This is a genomic window from Moraxella nasovis (assembly GCF_022701215.1).
In the GTDB taxonomy this organism is placed as follows: Bacteria; Pseudomonadota; Gammaproteobacteria; order Pseudomonadales; family Moraxellaceae; genus Moraxella; species Moraxella nasovis.
In genome coordinates this window covers 1,103,377-1,121,559 of the sequence record NZ_CP089976.1, presented here as the reverse complement: position 1 = coordinate 1,121,559, position 18,183 = coordinate 1,103,377, and the positions used below count along the sequence as shown (strand labels likewise).

Here is an 18,183-nt window from a genome sequence, read left to right as displayed (position 1 = left end):
AATTAGATTGATACAAGCTTAAGCTGTGCTTGGCGAGCTGACCAAAAACTCATGTGCATTGTTAATCAAAAATTCCTTAAACGCCAACGCCGCTGGTGCCAGTGAACGATTTTTATGGGTGTATAGTAAAAATTTTCGCTCAACGATGGGGCTTGTAATCGGACGCATCACCAGTCCATTTTGTTCCACCCACTCAGCAGCATACAGCAGACATAAGGTAATGCCAAGCCCCATGCGTGTCATACCCAGTGCTGTTGATAAGAAATTCACCTCAAAATCTGAACTAAAGATACGGTTAGAGATGTGTGCAGGTAGCTCATTTTGTAAGCCTTTAATAAAGGGTCCGTTTAGCGTAATTAGTCTTTGGCTAAGCAAATCCTCCCACTGCACCGCCTCTTTTTTGGCAAAAGCGTGCGTGCTTGGTAAAACTAGGTAAAATGGCGAACTAAACAGCGTATCTACGTGTAAGTCATCTCCATAGAATCGTTCTGGTGCAATACCAAGATCTGCTTCTAAATTCTCGATGTGCCTGACAACGTCATCTACCGAGCAGTCGGTTAGCGTTACTTGGATATTTGGGTGCAGCTCACAAAATTTAGCAATGAATTTTGGCATGGTGCTGGCAGATAGCTGCTGCGACACCGCCAAGCGAACGTGTCCTTGGTGCAAGGATTTTAGATTATTGACTTTCTCGTTTAGCACGCTTACTTCATTAAGCACCCGCCGAGCTTGGGGTAACAGTCTAGCTCCTGCATCTGATAAGTGCAGCTTGCGTGTCGTACGATCAAACAGCTTTACGTCTAAGTTTTGTTCAAGCTCCTTAATCAAGCCACTTAAGGCAGACTGCGTCAAGCATAAGCTTTCTGCTGCCTTGGTAAAGCTGTTTTGTTCTGCAACTAGAACAAAAGCACGCAATTGGCGAAGCGTGGTACTCACGATTATTAATCCTAATTATCTACGTATAAGATAATATTATAAATTATAATGCCAAAGTTACAAGTACTTTTTAATATTTTAGCAACAAAACACACCACCAAAAACAACAAAACCGACCCTATCGGTCGGTTTTGGCTTATCTTATCATATTAGCCTTGGTAGGCGTATTTAGGGTCAGCAGCAGCGGTGAACAGCACATCTGTTGATGAGTTTAGAGCAGTTTCTGCTGAGTCTTGGATAACCCCAATGATAAAGCCGATAGCAACCACTTGCATGGCGATATCATTTGGAATGTTAAACAAGCTACACGCTAATGGAATTAGTAGCAGTGACCCACCTGCCACACCAGACGCTCCACACGCCGATAAGCTACCCACGACAGCAAGCAATAACGCTGAGCCAAAGCTCACCTCGATACCAAGCGTATGGGCTGCCGCTAAAGTCAGCACGTTAATGGTGATTGCAGCACCTGCCATGTTAATGGTCGCCCCAAGCGGAATGGTAACCGAATAGTTCTCTTCATTTAGCCCAAGCTTGCGAGCTAGGTTCATGTTTACAGGAATGTTTGCCGCACTTGAGCGTGTAAAAAACGCCGTTACGCCAGACTCACGCAGGCAGGCAAATACTAACGGATAAGGGTTTTTGCGAGTTATTGCAGATACGATGATCGGATTGACCACAAGAGCGATAAACAGCATTGAGCCAACCAGCACAAACAGTAATCTAGCATAGCTTAATAACGTGGATAAGCCCGTCTCGGCCACAGTCGCTGCCACTAAGCCAAAAATACCAATCGGCGCTAAAGCAATCACCCATTTAACGACGCTGGTAATCGCTGCCGACAGATCGCTGACCACTTGGCGTGTGGTATCGCTTGCATGACGCAGTGCCAAGCCGATTAAGATTGCCCACGTCAAAATGCCCATGTAGTTGGCTTCTGCCAAGGATTTTACAGGGTTTGCCACAAGATTCATCAAAAGATTTGTCAAAACTTCTGGCAAGCTTTGCGGGGCAGACTGCTCAACGCTCTCAACGGCAGATAACGCAAGCTCTGTCGGAAACAAAAAACTGGCAGCAACCGCTGTCAATGCTGCCGCAAATGTGCCAAATAAATACAGCACTATGACAGGCTTAATGCGTAAATTACCGCCACTGCCACGATACGACGTAACCGCCGCCATCACTAAGACGAACACCAAAATCGGTGCTACCGCCTTTAATGCCCCGACGAAAATAGAACCTAAAATACCGACAGCGATACCCACAGACGGCAATAACGCTCCGATAATCGCACCTAGAACCAGCCCTAAGATAATCAGCGGTACTAATCCTGCACGCAAATAAGCATGAATCAGTGCTTGCATACCCACTCCAATAACATCAAAAATAAAAAAAATAAAAAAAATAAAAAAGCGTCTTACTATAACTATTTTTTAAGTATAAATCTAGCCTTTGTTGCTTGTTTATACCGTTATTTTTGCTAACTATGATACCAGATGCTAAAATTTGGTTTCACGTGGAACATTAGCACACTTACTCACACCACATTGACCACATTGACCACGCTCTACACACTTATCTGCGCTAAGTCGCCTTTTGTCTCTAGCCACGCCTTACGGTCGGCGGCACGTTTTTTGGCAAGGAGCATATCCATGATGCTACTGGTCTCACCAAAATCATCAATATCTAGCTGAACCAAACGGCGAGTGTCTGGGTTCATCGTGGTCTCACGCAGCTGATCAGCACTCATCTCACCTAAGCCTTTAAAGCGAGTGATTTGTGGCTTTTTATTGCCCGCCTTTTGTAAAATCGCATCAAGCTCATCTTGATCAAGTGCGTAATGCACGTCTTTGGCGATGTCCACACGATATAAAGGTGGCATCGCAACAAATAAATGCCCCGCCTCAACAAGGCTTTTAAAGTGCTTGACAAATAACGCACAGATCAGCGTGGCAATGTGCAAGCCGTCTGAGTCTGCATCCGCTAAGATACAAATCTTCTCATAACGCAGCTCAGATAAATCATCTGAATTAGGATCCATACCGATGGCGATGGCGATGTCGTGGATTTCATTACTGGATAACACCGTATCGCTTGACACCTCCCAGCTATTTAAAATTTTACCACGCAGCGGTAAAATCGCCTGAAAATGTCTATCTCTGGCTTGCTTAGCACTCCCCCCTGCCGAATCACCCTCAACTAAGAAAAGCTCTGCCCCATCTTGTAAATCACCCTTACAATCAGCGAGCTTACCTGGCAAGGCAGGCCCGCCCACTGTCTTTTTGCGAGCGACTTTTTGGGCAGATTTTAGGCGTTTACCCGCTTTATGAATGGCAAGCTCAGCGATTGTTTTGGCAGTATCAGGATTGGCATTTAGCCACAAGCTAAAGCTGTCTTTGGCAAGCGTCTGTACGATGGGAGCTGCCTCTCGGCTAGATAAGCGTTCTTTGGTCTGACCGCTAAACTGGGGTTCGGCAAATTTTAAGGATAAAATAAAATTCACCCCATCCCATACATCATCAGCACTAAGACGCACAGAACGTGGCAGTAAGTTATGAATCTCGCAAAACTCTCGTAACGCTTCAAGCACGCCAGTACGCAGTCCATTGACATGCGTGCCACCTTGGGCTGTCGGAATCAGATTGACATAACTTTCTTGGATAGCATTACCACCCTCAGGCAGCCACGATATCGCAAAAGTTGCCGCTCCTCGCTCGCCCGCTTTTGGCTCGGTGCCAAAATAAAACGGCTCTTCTGGCAGCGTTGGCACATCGCCAAGCTGCTCTGTTAGATACTGCACCACGCCATCAGTATATTGCCAAGACTCGCTCTCATCACCCACCTCATCAACGAACCTAACCAAAAGCCCCGCCAATAACACCGCCTTGGCTTGTAGGCTGTGCTTTAGTGGCTTGATGGCAAATTTTGGGTGATCAAAATATCGCTCATCTGCCCAAAACTGCACTTTAGTGCCACGCATTTTCTTATTTTTGGCGGCAGCTTGGGTTAGTGGCGTAACCGCTACTCCCTCTTCAAACGCCATCGTATACTCAAAGCCATCTCGCCAAACTGTAACCTCAACACGGTGCGATAAGGCATTCACCACGCTAATCCCCACACCATGCAAGCCACCTGATATGGCATAATTATCGGTGCTAAATTTACCGCCTGCATGCAGCCGAGTTAAGATAAGCTCTATGCCTGACTGACCAAACTCAGGGTGGATATCCGTTGGCATACCACGCCCATCATCAAGCACCGATAAAGAACCATCTGCATGCAGGGTTACAGTGATGTTCTTAGCATGCCCTGCCAAGGCTTCATCAACCGAGTTATCAATCACCTCTGCTGCCAAATGGTTGGGGCGTGTGGTGTCAGTGTACATACCAGGACGACGGCGAACAGGCTCAAGCCCAGTTAAGACTTCTAAGTTTTGAGAAGTGTAATTAGTCATGATACTCTTAAAATTTTATAAATAAATGGGGTAACTGCTACACGCTGTGATGTTGTCATTATACTACAAAACAAGCCCACAAAACCCAAAAACACCCAAAAACAGTGTGGCATTTTAGACTTTTTCGTTTTTTCGTGTATATTTACAAAAATAATACAAAATTACACATAACCTTTCTTAAATGTATCTAAGAAAAATAGTACCCGTCTTTTATCTTATCATCATAGCGTAAGTTTAGCACAGATAGGCGGTCTATTTTAGACGATGATACGCCTAATTTTTGATTGGTTTTTGATTATTTTTTTGGTGGCATAAACGATAAACTAACACCACAAATCACCCAGCACCTACGAAGCTACCAAATAGATTTTATTGCATTTTAGTTTACATATATACACCTAAAATTTACCCCCCCCCCCCGATTTAATTAAGTTTTAAAAAATTATACCGATAAAAAACTGCCAAATTTGCACAAATCTCGTTTAACGGTCAGCCCATCGTCATAGGCGATATTAGCCCTAAAAATGCCTGTCTATGGTGATAAACACACCCATAAAATAAAGCACATTTGTACACTAATATCATGCACAAGTGTTCACTAATAGCACCCATTCCATTATCTATTTTGTGTACAGGTGTGCTGGATTTAGTGGGAAGAGTTTTGTAGTGATTTGTAAAGATTGTTAGGGATAATGGGTTTTTTATCCAAAATGCACCAAAAAAACGGGCAATTTTTGGATAATGCACTTGGGGGCTGTTTGTATAACAGCTGGTGCATTTGGTAAAATATAGGTAAGAAACTGTATTGATGGCACTGTCATGCTCGGTGGTTGATCTAAGCGTGCGATTGGTTTTATCAGTATGTGTTTTTGATTGACATGCCGTTTGATATACCATCATTTATTTTTATTTTTAGGAGATTTTTTTATGAACAAAATCTATCGCGTCGTCTTTAATAAAGCCACAGGCACTTATGCTGCTGTGTCAGAATACGCCAAAGCGTGTAAGAAAAACAGCACAGTCGGTAGCACCGACACCGTCTCAGTCGGTGCAAGCTCTGGGGGGGGGCGTGTCTTTGCGGTGAGTGCGATTATGCTTGCGGTCATCGGGGCGAGTATCACGCCAGCATGGGCGGTAAAGACAGACGGCACCAATGGGGGTTTTAAGGCAAGTGGCAGAGGTCATTCGCAGTCTTTCGTGATAGGTGCATCTGCAGAAGCTAAGGATAATCAAGGCTCTACAGCGATAGGTGCTCATGCCAAAGCTAGTGGTGAGCAGGCATTGGCTTTAGGTGCTCAAGCTAAGGCATCTGGAGGTGGTTCAATTGCTATTGGTAATGATGATCCTAGCGATTTTAATACTACTTATAATAAACAACAATATGAAAAATATACAGGTGTGCGAGTTGAAGATCAAGATTGGGGTACAAGCGATACAGAAACGGTTGAAGCTAGTGGCTCATTAGCCATTGCTATTGGTTCAAAAACCGTCACTACAGGCTCATCTGCTATTGCTGTTGGTACTAATGCCAAGGCGAGCGGCTTTGTAGCAACTGCCATTGGTGCTCAGGCATCATCAGGCGGTAATGCCTCATTAGCATTAGGTTCAGGTGCAAAAGCTAACTCAGAGCAGTCTATCGCAGCTGGTGTAGGGGCGATCTCTAATGGTGCTAATGCCATCGCCTTGGGTGTAAAAAGTAACGCTTTAAAAGACAATACTTTCGCCTTTGGTACACAAGCTCAAGCCACCGAAACAAACACCGTCTCCGTGGGTACAAACTCCCAAGCCACCGCTGCTAATGCCTTAGCTTTTGGTACAAATGCAAAAGCGGTACTAGCCAACTCTGTCGCATTGGGTAATGACTCGATTACCACAACGCCACAAGTCCCTACCGCCAAATCAGAAGTTACCGTCAATGGCGTCACCTATACTTATGGAGCAGATGCTACACCGGGATCAGATTTGACCCCATTTGCAGGTTCAAAAGAAAGTGAAGTGATTGGTGTCGTCTCTGTAGGTGGTATCGTCGCCACAAACCCTGATAAAAAAGTCATTGTAAAAGTAGAAGACGTTCCAGAAACAATAACACTCCCCAAAAAAGAGGGTGAGGCAGCACAAACAAAACAAATCACAGTCAAAAAAGAAGTGGTGTATATAGGCGATAAAGATGCCGACCCATCAACCTACACCAAAGCCACTGCAAGTGACTATAAAAGACAATACCGCCAAATCCAAAACGTAGCGGCAGGACGAATCGCCGAAGACAGCACTGACGCCATCAACGGCTCACAGCTGTATAATATGTCAGTAAAAGTCTCTGAAAAACAACAAGAAGTTGAAAAAGAAGTTGGAAAGAACAGCGAAGCCATTAAAAACCAAGCAACGCTGATTACCACCGTCACCCAAAAAGCAGAAAAAGCGATGAATTTCCAAGGTGATACGGGCAATGCAGTCGCCAAAAAACTGGGTGAAACACTTAATATCAGAGGTGGTAGCACGGCACCAACCACCGCATCAACGGCAACCACTACCAAAAATATCACGGTTAAATCGTTTACCGAAGGAAGTGGTGAGAACCAAAAAAGTGGTTTAGAAATTAGTTTAGCCAAAGACGTGGATCTCGGCACAAATGGCTCTTTAAGCGTTGCTGGCACGACTATTAATAATACTGGCATCAATGCAGGTACAAAAGCCATCAAATCTAGCCATACGCCAACAGACAACACAGACTTAACCAACAAGCAGTATGTAGATGGTCAGGTCACAACCGCCACAAATAAGGCAAACGAGGCCAAGACCGCTGCAGAGAACGCCCAAAGTACCGCCAATACTGCAAGCCAAACCGCCACCAATGCTCAAAATGCGGCTAATACAGCAACACAAAAAGCCACGACAGCAGAAAGCACCGCCAACGCTGCAAGCCAAAAAGCAACTGCAGCAGAAGGTGTTGCTAATGAAGCCAAGCAAAAAGCTGAAAAAGCAAATACTACTGCTGGTGAGGCTAAAGCAGAGGCGACTGACGCTAAAGCAAAAGCTGAAGAAGCTAAGGGAGTCGCTGATGATGCAAAAGCCACCGCAGACGCCACCAAGGCAACCCTAGAAAAAGGCTTTAAGGTGAAAGGTGATACCGACACAACAGACACCCAAAAACTGGGCGATGGCATGACCCTAACCGTCGCAGGTGATGCCAAAAATATTGATACCAAAGTTATCACTGACAATGTTGATGGTAGTACCAAAGTACAGGTTAGCCTAAAAGACAGTATCAATGTTACTAATGTCACAGCGACAGGCAAGCTAAAAGGCGGTACGCTAGAAGCAGGTAAAAGTACATTAGGTGCAACGAGTGTCGATAGCCTAACATCAACAGGCAACATCACCACAACTGAGGGTACTATCAGCGGTAAAAACGTAACTGCGACTGAAACCGTTAGCGGTAAGAATGTCAATGCAAGCGAAAAAGTGACCACCAAAGACCTTGATGTGACCAATGAAATCAAAGTGGGTGAAGCTCCTAAAAAAGGCGAAAAAGACACACGTTTAACCATTACCAAAGACGGTCAAATCAAAAACATCAAAGATGGTACAGAAGCTGGTGATGCGATTACTAAGGGTCAGTTAGATACGACAGTAGAAAAATTATCTAAAGCTGCTGATAACTCAAGCTTTATTGCTAAAGCAACGAAGTCTGAAGGTGGTGAGTTTGAAAGTAACAGACCTGTTATTACAAAAGAGCAAGCAATAGATTTCTTAAAAACAGGTAAAGCATTACCTACTAAAGCTACTGAAAATGAGCAAAGTGAAGGTGAGTTCATCAATGCTGATGATGTTATCACTTATGATGCTGGTAAAAACATCAAAATTGTCCAAGATGCTGGTAAATTCACCTTTGCCACTAAAGACAATGTTGAGTTTAAAAACCTAACCACGACTGGTACAGCTACCTTTAATGGTCCTGCTCATTTTAACAAAGGTCAAAACGTCAATGGTGAAATATTCCATACAGGTAACACCACCCAGTTTGGCAACACCAAACAATATGGTGATAACCATCTTTATGGTCACCAAGCAGTTGAAGGCAACCAAACAGTAGGTGGCAACCAAACTGTAGATGGTAAAGCTACATTTAACGACACTGCTACCTTCAACAAAGGTCAAAACGTCAATGGTGAAATATTCCATACAGGTAACACCACCCAGTTTGGCAACACCAAACAATATGGTGATAACCATCTTTATGGTCACCAAGCAGTTGAAGGCAACCAAACAGTAGGTGGCAACCAAACTGTAGATGGTAAAGCTACATTTAACGACACTGCTACCTTCAACAAAGGTCAAAACATCAAAGGTGATATTGCTCATACTGGCAACACCACTCAAGTAGGTGATACCACGCAAATTGGTAATACCAAACAATATGGTGATAACCAAATCATTGGTAACCAAGATGTTAAAGGTAACCAAACTATAGGTGGTGATCAAACTGTTGATGGTAACAGTCATGTTAAAGGCGATCAAACTGTTGATGGTAAAACAACCACCAAAGACCTTGAAGTGACCAATGAAATCAAAGTGGGTGAAGCTCCTAAAAAAGGCGAAAAAGACACACGTTTAACCATTACCAAAGACGGTCAAATCAAAAACATCAAAGATGGTACAGAAGCTGGTGATGCGATTACTAAGGGTCAGTTAGATACGACAGTAGAAAAATTATCTAAAGCTGCTGATAACTCAAGCTTTATTGCTAAAGCAACGAAGTCTGAAGGTGGTGAGTTTGAAAGTAACAGACCTGTTATTACAAAAGAGCAAGCAATAGATTTCTTAAAAACAGGTAAAGCATTACCTACTAAAGCTACTGAAAATGAGCAAAGTGAAGGTGAGTTCATCAATGCTGATGATGTTATCACTTATGATGCTGGTAAAAACATCAAAATTGTCCAAGATGCTGGTAAATTCACCTTTGCCACTAAAGACAATGTTGAGTTTAAAAACCTAACCACGACTGGTACAGCTACCTTTAATGGTCCTGCTCATTTTAACAAAGGTCAAAACGTCAATGGTGAAATATTCCATACAGGTAACACCACCCAGTTTGGCAACACCAAACAATATGGTGATAACCATCTTTATGGTCACCAAGCAGTTGAAGGCAACCAAACAGTAGGTGGCAACCAAACTGTAGATGGTAAAGCTACATTTAACGACACTGCTACCTTCAACAAAGGTCAAAACGTCAATGGTGAAATATTCCATACAGGTAACACCACCCAGTTTGGCAACACCAAACAATATGGTGATAACCATCTTTATGGTCACCAAGCAGTTGAAGGCAACCAAACAGTAGGTGGCAACCAAACTGTAGATGGTAAAGCTACATTTAACGACACTGCTACCTTCAACAAAGGTCAAAACATCAAAGGTGATATTGCTCATACTGGCAACACCACTCAAGTAGGTGATACCACGCAAATTGGTAATACCAAACAATATGGTGATAACCAAATCATTGGTAACCAAGATGTTAAAGGTAACCAAACTATAGGTGGTGATCAAACTGTTGATGGTAACAGTCATGTTAAAGGCGATCAAACTGTTGATGGTAAAACAACCACCAAAGACCTTGAAGTGACCAATGAAATCAAAGTGGGTGAAGCTCCTAAAAAAGGCGAAAAAGACACACGTTTAACCATTACCAAAGACGGTCAAATCAAAAACATCAAAGATGGTACAGAAGCTGGTGATGCGATTACTAAGGGTCAGTTAGATACGACAGTAGAAAAATTATCTAAAGCTGCTGATAACTCAAGCTTTATTGCTAAAGCAACGAAGTCTGAAGGTGGTGAGTTTGAAAGTAACAGACCTGTTATTACAAAAGAGCAAGCAATAGATTTCTTAAAAACAGGTAAAGCATTACCTACTAAAGCTACTGAAAATGAGCAAAGTGAAGGTGAGTTCATCAATGCTGATGATGTTATCACTTATGATGCTGGTAAAAACATCAAAATTGTCCAAGATGCTGGTAAATTCACCTTTGCCACTAAAGACAATGTTGAGTTTAAAAACCTAACCACGACTGGTACAGCTACCTTTAATGGTCCTGCTCATTTTAACAAAGGTCAAAACGTCAATGGTGAAATATTCCATACAGGTAACACCACCCAGTTTGGCAACACCAAACAATATGGTGATAACCATCTTTATGGTCACCAAGCAGTTGAAGGCAACCAAACAGTAGGTGGCAACCAAACTGTAGATGGTAAAGCTACATTTAACGACACTGCTACCTTCAACAAAGGTCAAAACGTCAATGGTGAAATATTCCATACAGGTAACACCACCCAGTTTGGCAACACCAAACAATATGGTGATAACCATCTTTATGGTCACCAAGCAGTTGAAGGCAACCAAACAGTAGGTGGCAACCAAACTGTAGATGGTAAAGCTACATTTAACGACACTGCTACCTTCAACAAAGGTCAAAACATCAAAGGTGATATTGCTCATACTGGCAACACCACTCAAGTAGGTGATACCACGCAAATTGGTAATACCAAACAATATGGTGATAACCAAATCATTGGTAACCAAGATGTTAAAGGTAACCAAACTATAGGTGGTGATCAAACTGTTGATGGTAACAGTCATGTTAAAGGCGATCAAACTGTTGATGGTAAAACAACCACCAAAGACCTTGAAGTGACCAATGAAATCAAAGTGGGTGAAGCTCCTAAAAAAGGCGAAAAAGACACACGTTTAACCATTACCAAAGACGGTCAAATCAAAAACATCAAAGATGGTACAGAAGCTGGTGATGCGATTACTAAGGGTCAGTTAGATACGACAGTAGAAAAATTATCTAAAGCTGCTGATAACTCAAGCTTTATTGCTAAAGCAACGAAGTCTGAAGGTGGTGAGTTTGAAAGTAACAGACCTGTTATTACAAAAGAGCAAGCAATAGATTTCTTAAAAACAGGTAAAGCATTACCTACTAAAGCTACTGAAAATGAGCAAAGTGAAGGTGAGTTCATCAATGCTGATGATGTTATCACTTATGATGCTGGTAAAAACATCAAAATTGTCCAAGATGCTGGTAAATTCACCTTTGCCACTAAAGACAATGTTGAGTTTAAAAACCTAACCACGACTGGTACAGCTACCTTTAATGGTCCTGCTCATTTTAACAAAGGTCAAAACGTCAATGGTGAAATATTCCATACAGGTAACACCACCCAGTTTGGCAACACCAAACAATATGGTGATAACCATCTTTATGGTCACCAAGCAGTTGAAGGCAACCAAACAGTAGGTGGCAACCAAACTGTAGATGGTAAAGCTACATTTAACGACACTGCTACCTTCAACAAAGGTCAAAACGTCAATGGTGAAATATTCCATACAGGTAACACCACCCAGTTTGGCAACACCAAACAATATGGTGATAACCATCTTTATGGTCACCAAGCAGTTGAAGGCAACCAAACAGTAGGTGGCAACCAAACTGTAGATGGTAAAGCTACATTTAACGACACTGCTACCTTCAACAAAGGTCAAAACATCAAAGGTGATATTGCTCATACTGGCAACACCACTCAAGTAGGTGATACCACGCAAATTGGTAATACCAAACAATATGGTGATAACCAAATCATTGGTAACCAAGATGTTAAAGGTAACCAAACTATAGGTGGTGATCAAACTGTTGATGGTAACAGTCATGTTAAAGGCGATCAAACTGTTGATGGTAAAACAACCACCAAAGACCTTGAAGTGACCAATGAAATCAAAGTGGGTGAAGCTCCTAAAAAAGGCGAAAAAGACACACGTTTAACCATTACCAAAGACGGTCAAATCAAAAACATCAAAGATGGTACAGAAGCTGGTGATGCGATTACTAAGGGTCAGTTAGATACGACAGTAGAAAAATTATCTAAAGCTGCTGATAACTCAAGCTTTATTGCTAAAGCAACGAAGTCTGAAGGTGGTGAGTTTGAAAGTAACAGACCTGTTATTACAAAAGAGCAAGCAATAGATTTCTTAAAAACAGGTAAAGCATTACCTACTAAAGCTACTGAAAATGAGCAAAGTGAAGGTGAGTTCATCAATGCTGATGATGTTATCACTTATGATGCTGGTAAAAACATCAAAATTGTCCAAGATGCTGGTAAATTCACCTTTGCCACTAAAGACAATGTTGAGTTTAAAAACCTAACCACGACTGGTACAGCTACCTTTAATGGTCCTGCTCATTTTAACAAAGGTCAAAACGTCAATGGTGAAATATTCCATACAGGTAACACCACCCAGTTTGGCAACACCAAACAATATGGTGATAACCATCTTTATGGTCACCAAGCAGTTGAAGGCAACCAAACAGTAGGTGGCAACCAAACTGTAGATGGTAAAGCTACATTTAACGACACTGCTACCTTCAACAAAGGTCAAAACGTCAATGGTGAAATATTCCATACAGGTAACACCACCCAGTTTGGCAACACCAAACAATATGGTGATAACCATCTTTATGGTCACCAAGCAGTTGAAGGCAACCAAACAGTAGGTGGCAACCAAACTGTAGATGGTAAAGCTACATTTAACGACACTGCTACCTTCAACAAAGGTCAAAACATCAAAGGTGATATTGCTCATACTGGCAACACCACTCAAGTAGGTGATACCACGCAAATTGGTAATACCAAACAATATGGTGATAACCAAATCATTGGTAACCAAGATGTTAAAGGTAACCAAACTATAGGTGGTGATCAAACTGTTGATGGTAACAGTCATGTTAAAGGCGATCAAACTGTTGATGGTAAAACAACCACCAAAGACCTTGAAGTGACCAATGAAATCAAAGTGGGTGAAGCTCCTAAAAAAGGCGAAAAAGACACACGTTTAACCATTACCAAAGACGGTCAAATCAAAAACATCAAAGATGGTACAGAAGCTGGTGATGCGATTACTAAGGGTCAGTTAGATACGACAGTAGAAAAATTATCTAAAGCTGCTGATAACTCAAGCTTTATTGCTAAAGCAACGAAGTCTGAAGGTGGTGAGTTTGAAAGTAACAGACCTGTTATTACAAAAGAGCAAGCAATAGATTTCTTAAAAACAGGTAAAGCATTACCTACTAAAGCTACTGAAAATGAGCAAAGTGAAGGTGAGTTCATCAATGCTGATGATGTTATCACTTATGATGCTGGTAAAAACATCAAAATTGTCCAAGATGCTGGTAAATTCACCTTTGCCACTAAAGACAATGTTGAGTTTAAAAACCTAACCACGACTGGTACAGCTACCTTTAATGGTCCTGCTCATTTTAACAAAGGTCAAAACGTCAATGGTGAAATATTCCATACAGGTAACACCACCCAGTTTGGCAACACCAAACAATATGGTGATAACCATCTTTATGGTCACCAAGCAGTTGAAGGCAACCAAACAGTAGGTGGCAACCAAACTGTAGATGGTAAAGCTACATTTAACGACACTGCTACCTTCAACAAAGGTCAAAACGTCAATGGTGAAATATTCCATACAGGTAACACCACCCAGTTTGGCAACACCAAACAATATGGTGATAACCATCTTTATGGTCACCAAGCAGTTGAAGGCAACCAAACAGTAGGTGGCAACCAAACTGTAGATGGTAAAGCTACATTTAACGACACTGCTACCTTCAACAAAGGTCAAAACATCAAAGGTGATATTGCTCATACTGGCAACACCACTCAAGTAGGTGATACCACGCAAATTGGTAATACCAAACAATATGGTGATAACCAAATCATTGGTAACCAAGATGTTAAAGGTAACCAAACTATAGGTGGTGATCAAACTGTTGATGGTAACAGTCATGTTAAAGGCGATCAAACTGTTGATGGTAAAACAACCACCAAAGACCTTGAAGTGACCAATGAAATCAAAGTGGGTGAAGCTCCTAAAAAAGGCGAAAAAGACACACGTTTAACCATTACCAAAGACGGTCAAATCAAAAACATCAAAGATGGTACAGAAGCTGGTGATGCGATTACTAAGGGTCAGTTAGATACGACAGTAGAAAAATTATCTAAAGCTGCTGATAACTCAAGCTTTATTGCTAAAGCAACGAAGTCTGAAGGTGGTGAGTTTGAAAGTAACAGACCTGTTATTACAAAAGAGCAAGCAATAGATTTCTTAAAAACAGGTAAAGCATTACCTACTAAAGCTACTGAAAATGAGCAAAGTGAAGGTGAGTTCATCAATGCTGATGATGTTATCACTTATGATGCTGGTAAAAACATCAAAATTGTCCAAGATGCTGGTAAATTCACCTTTGCCACTAAAGACAATGTTGAGTTTAAAAACCTAACCACGACTGGTACAGCTACCTTTAATGGTCCTGCTCATTTTAACAAAGGTCAAAACGTCAATGGTGAAATATTCCATACAGGTAACACCACCCAGTTTGGCAACACCAAACAATATGGTGATAACCATCTTTATGGTCACCAAGCAGTTGAAGGCAACCAAACAGTAGGTGGCAACCAAACTGTAGATGGTAAAGCTACATTTAACGACACTGCTACCTTCAACAAAGGTCAAAACGTCAATGGTGAAATATTCCATACAGGTAACACCACCCAGTTTGGCAACACCAAACAATATGGTGATAACCATCTTTATGGTCACCAAGCAGTTGAAGGCAACCAAACAGTAGGTGGCAACCAAACTGTAGATGGTAAAGCTACATTTAACGACACTGCTACCTTCAACAAAGGTCAAAACATCAAAGGTGATATTGCTCATACTGGCAACACCACTCAAGTAGGTGATACCACGCAAATTGGTAATACCAAACAATATGGTGATAACCAAATCATTGGTAACCAAGATGTTAAAGGTAACCAAACTATAGGTGGTGATCAAACTGTTGATGGTAACAGTCATGTTAAAGGCGATCAAACTGTTGATGGTAAAACAACCACCAAAGACCTTGAAGTGACCAATGAAATCAAAGTGGGTGAAGCTCCTAAAAAAGGCGAAAAAGACACACGTTTAACCATTACCAAAGACGGTCAAATCAAAAACATCAAAGATGGTACAGAAGCTGGTGATGCGATTACTAAGGGTCAGTTAGATACGACAGTAGAAAAATTATCTAAAGCTGCTGATAACTCAAGCTTTATTGCTAAAGCAACGAAGTCTGAAGGTGGTGAGTTTGAAAGTAACAGACCTGTTATTACAAAAGAGCAAGCAATAGATTTCTTAAAAACAGGTAAAGCATTACCTACTAAAGCTACTGAAAATGAGCAAAGTGAAGGTGAGTTCATCAATGCTGATGATGTTATCACTTATGATGCTGGTAAAAACATCAAAATTGTCCAAGATGCTGGTAAATTCACCTTTGCCACTAAAGACAATGTTGAGTTTAAAAACCTAACCACGACTGGTACAGCTACCTTTAATGGTCCTGCTCATTTTAACAAAGGTCAAAACGTCAATGGTGAAATATTCCATACAGGTAACACCACCCAGTTTGGCAACACCAAACAATATGGTGATAACCATCTTTATGGTCACCAAGCAGTTGAAGGCAACCAAACAGTAGGTGGCAACCAAACTGTAGATGGTAAAGCTACATTTAACGACACTGCTACCTTCAACAAAGGTCAAAACGTCAATGGTGAAATATTCCATACAGGTAACACCACCCAGTTTGGCAACACCAAACAATATGGTGATAACCATCTTTATGGTCACCAAGCAGTTGAAGGCAACCAAACAGTAGGTGGCAACCAAACTGTAGATGGTAAAGCTACATTTAACGACACTGCTACCTTCAACAAAGGTCAAAACATCAAAGGTGATATTGCTCATACTGGCAACACCACTCAAGTAGGTGATACCACGCAAATTGGTAATACCAAACAATATGGTGATAACCAAATCATTGGTAACCAAGATGTTAAAGGTAACCAAACTATAGGTGGTGATCAAACTGTTGATGGTAACAGTCATGTTAAAGGCGATCAAACTGTTGATGGTAAAACAACCACCAAAGACCTTGAAGTGACCAATGAAATCAAAGTGGGTGAAGCTCCTAAAAAAGGCGAAAAAGACACACGTTTAACCATTACCAAAGACGGTCAAATCAAAAACATCAAAGATGGTACAGAAGCTGGTGATGCGATTACTAAGGGTCAGTTAGATACTAAGGTAACTGAGTTGACCAATACTTTATCTACCAAAGGTACTCAGTACAAAGGTGACATCAATGCAGGAGAAACAGAAGAAGTTAAACGTGCATTGGGCGAAACCTTATTGTTAAACGGTGGTATTACTGACAAAGCGAAAGTCAACCAAGAGAACAACATTGCGGTGATTAAAAACGGCGATGCGAGTGGTTATGACTTAAAACTGGCGAAAGACATCAAAGGTTTTGATAGCATTAGTACCAACGACTTGACGACGAATGGTATTGCTAACTTTAATGGTGACATCGTACATATCGGTGACACGACTCAAATTGGTAATACCACTACCACAGGTAATCATACTGTTGGTGGCAAGCAAACGGTAGCAGGTAATCAAGAAGTTAAAGGCAACCAAACTGTAGATGGTAAAGCCAACTTCAACAAAGGTCAAAACATCAAAGGTGATATTGCTCACACTGGCAACACCACTCAAGTAGGTGATACCACTCAAATTGGTAATACCAAACAATATGGTGATAACCAAATCATTGGTAACCAAGATGTTAAAGGCAACCAAACTATAGGCGGTGATCAAACGGTTGATGGTAAACAAACAGTAGGTGGTGATCAAACTGTTAAAGGTAGCCAAACTGTCGAAGGTAGCAGTACTGTTAAAGGTGATCAGACCGTCGAAGGTAGCAGTACTGTTAAAGGTGATCAAACGGTAGAAGGCGGTAGCACCATCAAAGGTGATCAAACGGTTGAAGGTGGTCAAACTGTTAAGGGTGATCAAACTGTCGAAGGTAGCAGCACCATCAAAGGCGACCAAACCGTAGAGGGTAGCAGTACCATCAAAGGCGACCAAACCGTTGAAGGTGGTCAAACTGTTAAGGGTGACCAAACCGTTGAAGGTAGTAGCACTGTTAAAGGCGATCAAACTGTTGATGGCAACCTAAAAGCTAAAACCATTGAGACGGATAAAGTTACTGTTGGCCCAATCGTTATTGATAAAGATACGGGTATTGATTTGGGCGGCAAGGTCATCAAAAACATTGGTGAAGCTGTTGACGATGGCGATGTAGTAAGTAAAGAGCACTTAACAAAAGTGATCAAACAAGCTAATACATCTGCTCCTGTAGTCTATACTGACCGGAGCGGCAACACAGTTTCTAAGAACGATGAAGGTAAATTTGTCAATGCCCAAGGTCAGGCAATTGATCCTAATCAGATCATTGTCTCAGTGCAAAACGCCAGCGGCAGCACAGTATCTCCTGCGGTACTATCTAACGTAGCACCAGGGGTGAAAGATACCGATGCGGTTAATATGTCTCAAGTTAATGCCTTGTCACAAAAGTTAGGTCAAGGTCTGGCAAAAGTAGACCGTGATGCCAAAGCAGGTATCGCTTCAGCGATGGCATTTGAAGAAGCTCCATTCGTGCCTGGTAAATGGACCTATGCAGTCGGTGCAGCAACTTATGGTGGCGAACAGGCATTTGCTGCCACCTTGCGTAAAACCGCTGATAACGGTCGCTGGGCGTTCTCTAGTGGACTATCTACTGCCACCCAAGGCGATACAGGCTTCCGTATTGGTGTGAGCGGTGTTATTGACTAATCTGT

General features: G+C 41.8%; 4 protein-coding genes. 1 reads left to right on the top strand and 3 read right to left on the bottom strand.

Annotated features, from left to right (window positions below; all coding sequences use genetic code 11):
* Window positions 1-18 precede the first annotated feature (18 nt).
* The 3 genes from LU293_RS05505 to parE form a co-directional block, all read right to left on the bottom strand.
* Window positions 19-936, bottom strand: a complete 918-nt coding sequence (locus LU293_RS05505; RefSeq protein WP_242746127.1) for a LysR family transcriptional regulator — start codon at window positions 934-936, stop codon at window positions 19-21.
* Window positions 937-1,085: 149 nt separating this feature from the next.
* Window positions 1,086-2,300: a serine/threonine transporter SstT gene (gene sstT / locus LU293_RS05500; RefSeq protein ID WP_242746124.1), complete on the bottom strand. Its 1,215-nt coding sequence runs from the start codon at window positions 2,298-2,300 to the stop codon at window positions 1,086-1,088.
* Window positions 2,301-2,503: 203 nt separating this feature from the next.
* Window positions 2,504-4,390: a DNA topoisomerase IV subunit B gene (gene parE, locus LU293_RS05495; RefSeq protein ID WP_242746122.1), complete on the bottom strand. Its 1,887-nt coding sequence runs from the start codon at window positions 4,388-4,390 to the stop codon at window positions 2,504-2,506.
* Between the two features lie 927 nt (window positions 4,391-5,317).
* Here parE and LU293_RS05490 point away from each other — a divergent pair.
* Window positions 5,318-18,178, top strand: coding sequence for an ESPR-type extended signal peptide-containing protein (locus tag LU293_RS05490; protein WP_242746120.1), 12,861 nt, complete (start codon window positions 5,318-5,320; stop codon window positions 18,176-18,178).
* The last annotated feature ends 5 nt before the right edge of the window (window positions 18,179-18,183 follow it).

Bases quoted from the DNA above. Each gene is read 5' to 3' on its own strand.
- parE (WP_242746122.1), bottom strand. From the start codon at position 4,390: ATGACTAATTACACTTCTCAAAACTTAGAAGTCTTAACTGGGCTTGAG.
- LU293_RS05490 (WP_242746120.1), top strand. From the start codon at position 5,318: ATGAACAAAATCTATCGCGTCGTCTTTAATAAAGCCACAGGCACTTAT.
- sstT (WP_242746124.1), bottom strand. From the start codon at position 2,300: ATGCAAGCACTGATTCATGCTTATTTGCGTGCAGGATTAGTACCGCTG.